The organism is Streptomyces anandii JCM 4720 (genome assembly GCF_014650655.1).
GTDB classification, from domain to species: domain Bacteria; phylum Actinomycetota; class Actinomycetes; order Streptomycetales; family Streptomycetaceae; genus Streptomyces; species Streptomyces anandii.
Genome location: NZ_BMVJ01000014.1, coordinates 68,114 through 79,075 on the forward strand (window position 1 = coordinate 68,114; position 10,962 = coordinate 79,075).

General features: G+C 71.2%; 14 protein-coding genes and 2 pseudogenes. 8 read left to right on the forward strand and 8 right to left on the reverse strand.

Translation table 11 applies throughout. The features are described 5' to 3' along the window. Positions 1–50 precede the first annotated feature (50 nt). Entirely contained in the window at positions 51–794 is a 744-nt protein-coding gene (locus IE249_RS23925; protein WP_189707748.1) for a TIR domain-containing protein, read from the reverse strand. A 175-nt stretch (positions 795–969) separates the two neighbouring features. Between IE249_RS23925 and IE249_RS23930 the strand changes: the two are divergent. After that, a pseudogene (locus tag IE249_RS23930) lies at positions 970–2,412 on the forward strand (KGGVGR-motif variant AAA ATPase); the annotation flags it as partial. Positions 2,413–2,573: 161 nt separating this feature from the next. Beyond that, positions 2,574–3,281, forward strand: coding sequence for an FAD binding domain-containing protein (locus IE249_RS23935; protein ID WP_189707934.1), 708 nt, complete (start codon positions 2,574–2,576; stop codon positions 3,279–3,281). A 6-nt stretch (positions 3,282–3,287) separates the two neighbouring features. Here the strand turns inward: IE249_RS23935 and IE249_RS38315 are convergent. Further along, a pseudogene (locus IE249_RS38315) lies at positions 3,288–3,757 on the reverse strand (HIT family protein). 122 nt (positions 3,758–3,879) lie between these two features. After that, complete coding sequence (locus tag IE249_RS23940; protein ID WP_189707752.1) at positions 3,880–4,263, reverse strand: subtilase-type protease inhibitor; 384 nt, start codon at positions 4,261–4,263, stop codon at positions 3,880–3,882. A gap of 821 nt (positions 4,264–5,084) precedes the next feature. On the opposite strand from IE249_RS23940, the gene IE249_RS23945 reads away from it, so the two are divergent. The 4 genes from IE249_RS23945 (at position 5,085) to IE249_RS23960 (ending at position 6,611) form a co-directional block, all read left to right on the forward strand. After that, the gene (locus IE249_RS23945) at positions 5,085–5,297 is read left to right on the forward strand and encodes a hypothetical protein (RefSeq protein ID WP_189707754.1); all 213 of its coding nucleotides are present in this window, start codon (positions 5,085–5,087) and stop codon (positions 5,295–5,297) included. A gap of 108 nt (positions 5,298–5,405) precedes the next feature. Continuing rightward, positions 5,406–5,663, forward strand: coding sequence for a helix-turn-helix domain-containing protein (locus tag IE249_RS23950; protein ID WP_229859144.1), 258 nt, complete (start codon positions 5,406–5,408; stop codon positions 5,661–5,663). Then, positions 5,660–6,319: an IS3 family transposase gene (locus tag IE249_RS23955; RefSeq protein ID WP_189707758.1), complete on the forward strand. Its 660-nt coding sequence runs from the start codon at positions 5,660–5,662 to the stop codon at positions 6,317–6,319. The genes IE249_RS23950 and IE249_RS23955 overlap by 4 nt, the downstream gene beginning before the upstream one ends. A gap of 49 nt (positions 6,320–6,368) precedes the next feature. Then, positions 6,369–6,611, forward strand: coding sequence for a hypothetical protein (locus IE249_RS23960; RefSeq protein ID WP_189707760.1), 243 nt, complete (start codon positions 6,369–6,371; stop codon positions 6,609–6,611). 12 nt (positions 6,612–6,623) lie between these two features. Here the strand turns inward: IE249_RS23960 and IE249_RS23965 are convergent, their stop codons facing one another. From IE249_RS23965 to IE249_RS23980, 4 genes are all read right to left on the reverse strand, one after another. Then, complete coding sequence (locus tag IE249_RS23965) at positions 6,624–6,995, reverse strand: helix-turn-helix domain-containing protein (protein ID WP_189707762.1); 372 nt, start codon at positions 6,993–6,995, stop codon at positions 6,624–6,626. 419 nt (positions 6,996–7,414) lie between these two features. After that, positions 7,415–8,326, reverse strand: coding sequence for a BN159_2729 family protein (locus IE249_RS23970; RefSeq protein ID WP_189707764.1), 912 nt, complete (start codon positions 8,324–8,326; stop codon positions 7,415–7,417). Next, entirely contained in the window at positions 8,323–8,919 is a 597-nt protein-coding gene (locus tag IE249_RS23975) for a sigma-70 family RNA polymerase sigma factor (RefSeq protein WP_189707766.1), read from the reverse strand. Before IE249_RS23975 ends, IE249_RS23970 begins: the two co-directional genes overlap by 4 nt. Before the next feature lie 66 nt (positions 8,920–8,985). Beyond that, a complete protein-coding gene (locus IE249_RS23980; RefSeq protein ID WP_189707768.1) occupies positions 8,986–9,267 on the reverse strand; it encodes a helix-turn-helix domain-containing protein in 282 nt (93 codons plus the stop codon). Positions 9,268–9,502: 235 nt separating this feature from the next. Here IE249_RS23980 and IE249_RS23985 point away from each other — a divergent pair, with 235 nt between their 5' ends. Beyond that, positions 9,503–9,988, forward strand: coding sequence for a transcriptional regulator (locus tag IE249_RS23985; RefSeq protein ID WP_189707770.1), 486 nt, complete (start codon positions 9,503–9,505; stop codon positions 9,986–9,988). A gap of 304 nt (positions 9,989–10,292) precedes the next feature. Beyond that, the gene (locus IE249_RS23990; protein WP_189707772.1) at positions 10,293–10,532 is read left to right on the forward strand and encodes a hypothetical protein; all 240 of its coding nucleotides are present in this window, start codon (positions 10,293–10,295) and stop codon (positions 10,530–10,532) included. Positions 10,533–10,550: 18 nt separating this feature from the next. Here IE249_RS23990 and IE249_RS23995 read toward each other — a convergent pair whose 3' ends face one another. Then, a complete protein-coding gene (locus IE249_RS23995; protein WP_189707773.1) occupies positions 10,551–10,961 on the reverse strand; it encodes a thioredoxin domain-containing protein in 411 nt (136 codons plus the stop codon). Position 10,962: the final 1 nt, after the last annotated feature.

Below are 10,962 nucleotides of genomic sequence, written 5' to 3' on the forward strand. Positions count from 1 at the left end.
CCGCACGGGCCGTGATCGTCAGCTCCTTGAACCCGTGAGGCGTGCGGAGCTCACCCCGGGTCGTTCGCGGTCCCCTCGCCGGGGATCGCGCCCAGGCGCATCGAGTCGTCGTACACATTGGTGAAGCGGGGGCGCTTTCTCGGCTGTTCGGAGTGGTCGCCGCGCAGCGAGGTCACGGCCCGCTCCAGATCGGTGATCCGGCTGATCTGCTCGTGCACCAGCAGGGTCAGCTCCTCCAGGATCTCCTCCGGCGACCGCCGCGGCGGACCCTGCTCGGCCCGGTCCGCCGTGAGGTCGATCGCGGCCAGCCCGTCGCGCAGTTGGGGCCACACCATGTCGAACAGGTTCTTCACCCGGGTGTCGTCGGGCGGGCGGTTGGCGGACTCGCGCAGCACCGCGCTGATGGCCTTGACCATCTTCAGCACGTCCGCCGGGTCGTCGGCCTGCGTCGACCAGAACTGACGCAGCGGACTGTTCGCCAGCTCCAGGTCCTTGTGCGTCCCCTCCAGCAGGAACGGCACGACCAGGCCGCGGTGTTCGTCCACCTCCTTCGACAGCGCCCCGGACTCGAAGGTGATCCACGGCGCGTCGATGTTCGCCCGCGTGATGCAGGCGATCCCGAACGAGCTCTGGTCGAGCTGCTCCTTGAGTTCGGTCAGGCCGCGGGCGCCCTTCCTGATGCTCTCCGAGGACACGAACGGCTCGATCTCGTCGCTGAAGTAGGGCAGCCACGAGGCGAGCAACTCGGCGCACTTCTGGGACGCGGGCCCGGACCAGCTCAGGAATATCTTCACGAGGCGCCCCCAAGGTCCGTGATCCGTCGCGAGGATAGTCCCCACAGGGGATCAACTGCCCCTGGAACGGGGCAATCACCCGCCCCGGCGGCTACCCTGGACGCCCTTGGGGGCCCGCCGGCTCTCGTGCGGTGCGGCGACGCGAGTGGCGGCAAGGCGTGGTGGGGAGCTGGCGATGACCGAAGGCCGTGACGGACGGATCGTCACGTTCTACTCGTACAAGGGCGGCACGGGACGCACGATGGCCCTGGCCAACGTCTGCTGGATCCTCGCCGCCAACGGCAAGCGGGTCCTGGCGATGGACTGGGACCTCGAGGCGCCCGGCCTGCACCGGTTCTTCCACCCATTCCTGGACCCGGGGGTGCTCGACGCCACCACCGGTGTCATCGACATGATCGGCGACTACGTCTGGGCGGTCACCGACGGGCGGCGCCACACGGGCCCCTGGCACCTGCCCTACGCCCGGATCCGGCCCCACGCCGTCTCCGTGGAGTGGGACTTCCCGGACGGCGGCTGCCTCGACCTCGTCTCGGCCGGACGGCGCACCAGCACCTACTCCGCCCAGGTCACCACCTTCGACTGGGACAACTTCTACGAGCGGCTCGGCGGCGGGCAGTTCCTGGACGCCATGCGCGCCGACATGAGACGGCACTACGACTACGTCCTCCTCGACAGCCGCACCGGCCTGAGCGACACCGCCGACATCTGCACAGCCCACCTGCCCGACGTGCTCGTGGACTGCTTCACCCTCAGCGACCAGAGCATCGACGGTGCCGCGGCCGTCGCCCGCGAGATCAGCGGGCGCTACGGCGAACGCGGCATCCGTATCCTGCCCGTCCCCATGCGCATCGACGAGGGCGAGAAGGACCGGGCGGACGCGGGACGCGCACTGGCGCGGATGAGGTTCGACGGCCTGCCGGACATCCCGACCTCCCGGGCGAACGCCTACTGGGCCTCTGCGGAGATCCCCTACCGGCCGTACTACGCCTACGAGGAGACACTCGCGACCTTCGGAGACCAGCCCGGGATGCCCGCCTCCCTGCTGAGCGCGTTCGAGCGCCTCACCTCGCTGATCACCGAGGGGGAGGTCACGGCGCTGCCGCCGATGGAGGAGGACGTCCGGCTGCGGTACCGGGACGCGTTCATGCGGAGACGGCCGCATGTGCCGCGTCCGGTGGTGTGCGTCGAGCACGCGCCGGAGGACGAGTCGTGGGCGCAGTGGGCGGTTCTCCTGCTGGTCGCGGAGGGATTCCAGGTGCGGCTGCGGCAGCCGGGCGAGGAGGAAACCGGCGACGCGGCGGTCGGCGAGGCGGAAGCCGGCGAGGCGGTGGTCGGGGCGGGAGCGTGCGAGACGACGGGAAGGGCCGAGGACGCGTACCGCCGCACCCTCGTGCTGCTGTCCTCCGCCTACGTCGGCTCCACGGCGGGGCGCGCGCGGTGGGAGGCCTGGACGTCGGACCAGTCCCGTGACGCCGAGGCGACCGCACGCGACCTGGTCCTGCCGGTGGTCGTCGGCGAGCTCGGCACGCTGGAGCCGCTGCCGTTCCGCAGCGTGGTGAACCTGGTCGGGCTGGACGAGGACGCCGCCGCGCAGCTGCTTGTGCGCGCCCTGATCCGGTCGTGACGCCGTTGCGGCGTCGCCGAGGAGCGGGCGGTGCTCGTGTGAGCCCTGTACGCGCCCCCGGTCGTACGAGAAGACTGCCTTACCGGCGGCCGGGCGGCCCGGAGTCGTACGCCCGCCGCCGTACCCGGTCCCTGAAGGAAGGCAGGTCGGTGGCCGTGCTGTTGCGTCTGCCCACGTCGGTGTCCGAAGCGCGGGAGTGTCTGGCCGAGGGGGCGGTGCCGGTCGGCGGCGCGACCCTCGTGTGGGCCACCTGGCAGCGGGACGGTTTCCCGGAACTGGCCATGTCCCTGCGGGACGTACCGGAGGCCAACGTCGTGGATCGAGGGGCGGTCGGCGGTGCCGTGGTCCTGCACCGGATGGACGACCGGGTCCCGGACGTGCTGCGCCTGGCGGCCGGCACGGTGGGCACCGGCGCCGTGCGGCGGACGGCGACGGTCGGCGGCAACCTCGTCGGCAGCGCGCTGCGCTGTCTGCTGCCCCCGGCGCTCGTCCTCGACGCCCGGGCGACCGTGCTGGAACCCGACGGCGTCCGCGAGACCGACCTGGCCGAGGTGGTGGCCAAGCGCCCCGTCCTGCTGGGCCTGCGCTGGAGCGAGCCGATCGCCTGCGCGTACCGGAAACTGGACGCCGTGGCGGGCGGCCCGCCGCCGCTCGTCGTCACCTCGGCGGTGCACACCGGCGACCGCCTGCGCATCGCAGTCCGCGACGGCTACGAGGTCCTCAGCGCCGACACCACATACACCACCGGCCCCGAGCAGACCCTGACCACCCTGCGCGCCACGACTTTCGCCCAACTGCCCACCGACGCCTGGACCATCGTCCACTCCCAGGTGACGGACCTGCTACGCCGCCCAACCCCCTGACAGCCCTCAGCCCAACCGGTCCAACTCCCCACCGATGGCATCCCGCAGCACATCATGCCGCGGCCCGAGCCTGAACCGCTCGTCACGCCACCGTTCCGGCGAGTACAACCAAACCGGCTTGTGCACCAGTTCGGAGGCTCCCATGCGAAGCGTGGCCACACATGGGCATGCAGGAACGGGTCCGTGTTGCCCAGGATCTCCAGGTTGACCCGCCGGAAATCCGGGTCCAGCCGCCGGCAGGCCCCCTCGACCGCCTCTCCGAGCCGGTCCATGTCGGACAGGAAGGCCAGCCGCTTGGGTCTCGGCAGCTCGGACAGCCGTTGAACACCGGGCTCGTCCACGAGCAACACCGAATAGCCGGGCAGGAACTGCACATCACCGATCACCGCGAAGCCGGAGTCCAGCCGCCGCATCACGGTCGGATTCTCACCTCGCAGAGCCGCGCCGATCCGGTCCGTCCGCCAGTCACCGATCATGAACCGACCTTACCCACAGGGACGCGGCCCGTCGGGTGCTCCTCCGCGAGCGTGACTGAGGCGTCCGACGCCGGGTAGGGCGGTGCCGCCCGCCGGTGGGTGCGGCGGGCGGCACGGGGTGGTCAGCGGTGCCAGTGGCCGCAGTTGTGGCGGTGGCCGTTGTAGCGGTAGTCGTCCCAGTCGGCGTTGCGGCAGTGCTCCCGGCGGGTGTACCGGTAGCGGTCCCAGTCGTTGTCCCGGCAGTGACCGCGGTCGCGCCAGTCGTCGTTGTCCCGGCAGTGGCCGCGGTCGCGCCAGTCGTAGTCGCGGTCGTGGCAGCGCCGGCCCAGGTCGCCGAAGTAGCCGACGGAGTCGTGCTGGAGCCGGTGCGAGGGCATGCCGTGCGCCATCGGGGCGGCGGCCACGGAGGCCGTGAGGGGAGCGGCCGCCGCCTGGGTGGACAGGGGTACCGCGACGGCGCCGGCGGTCAGGATCGCGCCTGCTACCGCTTTGGCAAGGGTCTTCACCTGGTTTTCCTCTCGGACATCGGGGATTTTTCGATTCGTCCCCGGAGTGGGCGTGACGCTATCTCACTTGGCCTGGCTGCCTTTGCCGTTGGGATTTCGCCGATTGCGTACTCCTCGGAGAGTGGGAAGTCAGGGAAACGGCCAGTTCAAGAGCCGTTTTTGAGCTTTCGTTGCGGCCGTCCGGCCAGGGTCGGGCGTACTTTCCCGGTCGGGCGCCCGGACAGGTGAATTGCGGGGCGTGTGTGTGCGGTTGGGCCGTGGTCGGGAATTGAACACGACCGCTTTGATTCCGGGCCCGTAATTGGTACGGGGTTTATGCAGTGGGGTGCTGAGAAAGTGTGTGGTGCCGGACGGGCGGGGCGGTGGGGGAGTGGGCGCGTACTGGACCCGCTTGCTCGGAGTTGCTTTCCGGTCGGTGGTGGGAGTGCTGGGGGGTGTGGTGGGGCCGCGGGCGCTTCCGTCCTCAGGTGTGTTGATCGAAGGATGAACGGTGGGCGTGTCGTTGTGTCCTGCGGAGTCCCGTTCGGCGGATGAAACGGGTGAGCGTTTGTGAACGCCTGTCGGATTTAGGCGGTTTGCGCTGGGTGGGAGTTTTGGGCTAGCGTCCACGCCCTCCGGACGAAACGTTCGGAGTCTCTGGACGGCCGGGCCGGCGTACGGCTGCGCGTTGTCGCACGCGGCCGGCCTGTCCGGGGTCCTGTGCGGCCGGCGCCTGGGTGGACCGGCCGCACGGGGGGCGACGGGCGCCGCCCGGCCGCACCGTGCGGGGCGCGCATCGTGGGTTCTCCCCCTGACTCGCAATGACAAGAAAGGCGTTGCCGATGAACAACGAGCTGCTGGAAGCCGAGCGTGCGGAACTCCTGCCGGGCCGGGAGGCCTTGGGGCGGTTCTCGCTGAACTTTGCCAGGATGACCACCGTGTCGAAGAAGATCGCGCACGTGGACGCCCACAACTCCTCGCTGGCGGCGAACCAGTGCTCGCCGTTCGCCGTTGCCCAGTCCCAGGCGGTGCAGGGCATCAGCGTCCGGCAGTAGCACCGCGCCGGCGGGCTGTTCGGCCCGCGCGGCGAGGCAGGCTCGGGCGGGCCGTGCCGCGGATCGCGGCACGGCCCGCCCATGACGAGGAGGGCAGGCACTGGAGTGGTGGTTGTGGCCGGAGGCGTGGAACGGCGGCTGGCCGCCCTGGAGTTGGCGGCGAACGGTGTCCCCGTGAGGGAGGTGGCCCGGCGGGTCGGCGTGTCGGTGCAGACGGTGTACCGGTGGCGGCGGCTCGGGGTGCAGGGGCGGGCCGGGGACGCGGCTGGTGGCCGAGTCGCCGTGTTGGAGCGGGAGTTGACGCTGTGCCGCCGGGTCATCGAGGAGATGCGGGCGGCGATGCCCCCAAAAGACGGTACGAGGTGATCGCCCGCCTGGCCGCACAGGGCTTTCCGGCCCGCCGGGTGATCGCGCTTCTCGGTGTGTCCGAGTCCGGTTACTACGCCTGGCGTGTGCGCGTGCCCTCCGAGCGCTCGCTGCGCCGGATGTGGCTGACGGGTGTCATCGCGGACATCCACCAGGCGTCGGGAGGCCGTTTCGGGTACCGCAGGGTGCGCCGGGAACTGGTGGAGCAGTACGGCATCAGTGTCAGTGACCGGACCGTACAGCGGCTGATGAACCGGGCCCGCCTGACGGGCAAGGCGGGACGGGAACGCGGGGCGGCAGTCGTCGGGGAAGCGGCCGGGGTGCGCCGGGGCCGCTGGGTCGTCGACGTGCGGGTGCTGCCCGCGGTGGACGGCCGGGTGTACGCGGCCGTCGCCCTGGACGCCGCGTCCGGGCGGCTGCGAGGTTTCGACACCGGGCCCGCGTCCGGCGGCACACTGACCCGCCAGGCGCTGACCTCGGCCCTGGTGCCCGGCGCGGGTTCGCCCCGGGGCGCCGAGAGGGCCGTAGTGGAGGCGGTGTGGGCGCAGGTCGACCGCGCGCTGCCGCACCCACCGGGGCCGCGGCCGCGGGCTCACGCGCGCGTGCTCAAGGCCGAACTCGACGCGGCCTTCGGTCATGTCATCCGGAATCAGTGAGCCGCCCACCGGCGCGCCCACCCGAGCGAACTCGAGGTCGGATCAGTCGATGGACACACCACCACGACCAACTCCGCTGCGGGGTCCGGGCGTTCACCCGGGGGAGGGCGCCGTCGCCTCGGTGCCGCACGCGCACCGCGTGCGCCTGTACGGAGCTCTGGACGCGGTACGGGTACCGCTGGACGTCTGCGACGTGCAGGCGGTCTTCCGTCTGGCCGAACTGGACTGCCTCACCGTGCAGACGGTCATCGACTGGATCAGCGCCGCCCGTCGGCTGGGAGAGCGCGAGTAGGAGCGGGGCCCCTCAGCCGGTGCTGTCGGCGCGCAGCAGGGACTCGACCAGCGCGGCCACGTGCCGGCGGTCGGTGGGGCTGAGCTTGTGGACGCTGGCGATGAGGATCTCCACCTCGGGATCGCTGCTCTCGGGTGCGTCCTCGAGGTACAGATTGACGCCCGCGGCGCGGGCGGCGGCTCGCTGCAGCGGTGCCAGGGGTATGCCGAGGCCTTTGGCCAGGCCCTCCAGGGTGCTCTGCTGGGGCATCTGGGCCAGCCGCGCGGAGGTGGCCAGATGGTGGACCGTGGAGCGGGAGATGCCGCTGCGGCGTGCCGCGTCGCCGTACGACCAGCCGTTCTGGTCCAGCTTGTGCTTGATCATGTCCTGCAGCGTGTTGGGCACCGCCGGTTCTTCCTGTGGAGGGTCAGAGGCCGCCTTTCAGTGAGTTTAACGGCCGTTCCCCCGAGGCGTTCTGCCTCTTTTTCCGGCGTGCGCCCGCCGGCGCCGCGGCCAGGGCCTGCCTTCCGGATCTCGCCGCCGGTCGCGGGGTCCGGCACGCACTCCCTCAAGCTCTTCGAGCAGGGGGACCCCCAGCGGCGTTGTCGTCACTCGCCGACTCCCTCAAGCTTTTGACGAGCAGGGGGGGACCCTCATCGCGTCGACTCCCTCCTCCGCCTTGCGACTGCAGGCACCAGACCCCGCTCGGGTCGGCCGGGAGGCGAGGCAACCCGGAGCCGGCCTGATCCGGAAGAAAGGCCCTGGATGCCGTGGGCGCCGGCCGGTGTGGTCGTCCGGTCTGCGCTGCGCGCGGTGCCCGCTGGTCAGCCGCCGTCCTCCGGGTGGGAGTCGTGGTGGAGCAGGCGGGGTACGTCGTACGCGGTGAGGTGGACGACCACGCCGTCGAGGTGCCCGGTCGCCGTCCGGGCACCCTCGGTGTGGTGGGCCGCCGCGTCCGGCGTCGCGCCGGTCTCGGCCAGCCAGTAGTACCAGTCGTCCAGTGACAGGGCGTGGATGTCGACGCTGACGCTCTCCTGATCGAAGGCGATCCGCGTGACCTCGAGGCGGCCGGCGTGCTCGGCGCGCAGCCGGGCGGCGAGGAGGGCGCCGGGGGACTGCTCCTGTCGTGGACCGGTGGGTGCGGGGGCGGCGGGCTCGGACGCCTCGGCGGTGGCGGAAGCGGCGGACGCGTAGAGCGCGTGCAGCGGGTGGGAGGCGTCGACGGCTGCGGGCGGTGCGCTCCGGTCGCCGGAGGCGGGGGTGTCCTCGGCCCACCCGCTGGAGGGGGCGGCCGGCCGGGGGTGTACGACGCTTGCGCCGGCGCTGATCCAGGTGATGCCCGCGGCGTCGACCGTGGCCCATGACGGGATCGGGGTCTGCGGGGTGCGGAAGGAGCCGTCCTCGGTGGTCCCGCTGTCAGCGGCGTCCCCGGGGTTCCCGGCGTTTCCGGCGTCCCCGGTGTCGAAGGCGCCGCCGGCGAAGGCGCGCCCGGGGTTCCCGGCGTCGAAGGCACTGTCGGCGAAGGTGGGCCCGGACGTGGGGAGTTGCTCCTGGAACAGCCGGCCCGGCTTCGGCTGATGGCCCCTCAGTTCCTCAAGGCTCTGGGCGCCGCCACTCTCCACCAGGCGGCCCTGTGCGGTGAGGTCGGCGATGAAGGCGCGGGCGAGTTCCCGTAGCCGCGCGGTCAGTTCCTGCTCGACGTCTGCGCCGGTGCGGCGGGCGCCCGGGGCGGTCATGCGACCGCTCCCGTATAGGCCTTGCGCAGGGAGTCCAGGGCGCGCCACTGGAGGGTCTTCACGGCGGCGTCGGTGGTGCCCATGGTGCGGGCGGTCTCGTGGACGGTCATCTCGTTGAGGAACCGCAGCCGGATGACGATCTGCTGGCGGGGTGTGATCTCGGACAGGGCGTGGTGGAGGTCGTCGACGGCGAGATGGGACAGCACGGTGTCCTCCGGGTTGTTCACCGGCGGGGCCCACGTGTCCGTGAGCTGCGTGATGTGGTCGACGTAGGTCAGGCGGCGCGTCGCCGCGGTCTTGAAGTGGTCGGCGACCACATGGCGCGCGATGGTGCACAGCCAGGCGCGGATCGAGGTGCCGGTCCAGGTGAACGTGGTGATCTTGGCCCAGGCTTTCATGAACACGTCGGCGGTGAGGTCCTCGGCGACGGCCGGGTTCGATCTCACGCGTTGCCCGATGAGCGTGGCGACGACGTCGTGATGCATGAGGTACAGCTCGGCGAACGCCTCCCCGTCGCCCTGCTGGGCGCGAGTGATGAGGGACGGTTCCTTCTTGGCGGGGCTGTTGGGGACGATGTGTGCCTGCGTGGTCAAAGCCTGCTCCCGGTCGGACGTGGACAAGAACTCTCGGTGGGCTGATGGGAAGAGCAGGGCCGGGTGTCACCCGGTCGTGTGCCGCCGCGGGTGGTGGTGCGGCTGGGGCGCGGGGATGCGCCGCCGGCGGGCCGGGGTGGTGGCCTGGAGGGTGTGCGGGTCGTCGTACACGAGCGCGTCGAGCCGGATACGGTAGGCGTCGCGCAATGTCCACAGGGTGGCCAGGCTCGGCTGTTTCGTGCCGGCCGCGAGCCGGTGGAGCGTGGATTTGCTGATACCGGTGCGCTGTGCCATGTCGGCGACGCTTTCGTCACCGAACTCCCGGGCTTTTACCAGGAGTGTGGCCATGTGGAGGCGAAGCATGGTCGGAAGACCCCCTCAGCGACGTGCAGCCGTGCGGATAACCCACACGCACGCAACATATGCAAGTTGCCAGACATAAGTGACGCAAGGGTATTTTGATTCGCACACAGATACGACATTGACAATGTGGCCTGCGGAAATGCCGATCTAGGGTGTGACCTGCGAAAGTGCACGCGTGCAACAATCGTGCGGGTGCATTGTCGCGCGCTACGCTCCGGGCATGCGGAGCATGGAAGATTCCCCCCACGAACGCCGGACGGCGCGGCAGGCCCAGGCGCGCCGGGTCGGCGCCTATCTGACAGCCGCCGCCACCGCGGCCGGGTACGACGTACGCCGACGGGCCGGCGGACGGGCGCAGTTGGCGGCGGCGACCGGTCTGAGTCTGACGACCATCAGCCGGACCCTGGACGGCAAGACCCTGCCGCTGCCGTCGCAGTTGACCACCTGGGCGACCGTGCTGAACCTCGATCACCGCAGCATGTGGGTGGAAAGCGGCCTGATGCCCGAGCAGCGGGGCCCGCACCTGGCGGGCGAGGGCCGGCCCATCGCCTCGGTGGCCCTCTCGCCCGAGGAGGCCGTGACGGCGTGGGGCATCACCGATCCCATCATCCGCAGGACCCTGACCGGCAGCATCGTCCACGCCATCGAACTCCAGGAGGAGATCGACCGGGCCGCCGAGAACCAGGACGCCGTCGCCCGGGGCTAGGCGGGGCGAACCGCCACCCACCTCCCGTCCCCGGCACCGAAGTTCCGACCTGCCCGGCCGGCAATTCACCGGCCGGCAAACGGGAGTATTCGCGACGTGGGCACCCTCACCGTCTCGGCTGTCGAGCACATGCGCGCCCCGTAGGTGCGTCGCCCGGCACTGGCCGCCCCGCTAAGCTCGGCCCGACCTTCGGCCGAAAAGCAGGAAAGCCCGGGGATATTCTCCTGCCGTGCCAGGACCCGCCGGCGGCGAAAGGCCGCACCGGTGAGAGGGGTGACAGGTGCTCGTCGTAGAAGGAACCTCCGTGACCGCGGTGGCGCGCGGCAGTACCGGTGAGCCGGTGATTCTGCTCCCCGGTGACGCGCACCTGAATCTGTCGCCGGAGACGCTGAACGACGTGCTGAAAGCCGCGGCCGCCGTGTGCAACGCGGCCGAACTCGACGCCGTCGCGAAAGCCGTCACTCAACTGGGCGGCGATTCCGCGGATTTCCATGTCCGGGTCGGCGAGAACGTCCTGGCCGTCCACCGGTTGAACGTCGTCTGACCCCGTCCCGGCCGCCGCTCACCGGGAGTGGGGGAGCTGTTCACGCACCCACGCGGGGTCTGGATTGGTGTGCGCCCGGCCCGCCACCAGGACGGTCGGCACGGTCTCGTTGCCGTCGTTGGCCTCCCTCACCAGTGCCGCTCCGGCGGCGTCGCGCCAGATGTCGACCCAGTGCAGCCGGCGGGCGCCGAGGCCCAGCCGCAGGCGCAGCCGCAGGCAGTAGGCGCAGCCCGGCCGCCAGAAGACGACCGGCCGGCCGTCTTCCGCGCTGCGGCGCCGTGCCTCCTCGGCGGTGATCGACCTGGGGAAGACCGCAGGCGAGTTGACCGCCGCGAAGAGCACGAACAGCGGCAGCAGCACCGCTGCCGTGCCCGGGTCTCCCCGGAGGACCAGTGCGGTGGCGGCGCCCACGCCGCACAGCACGAACAGC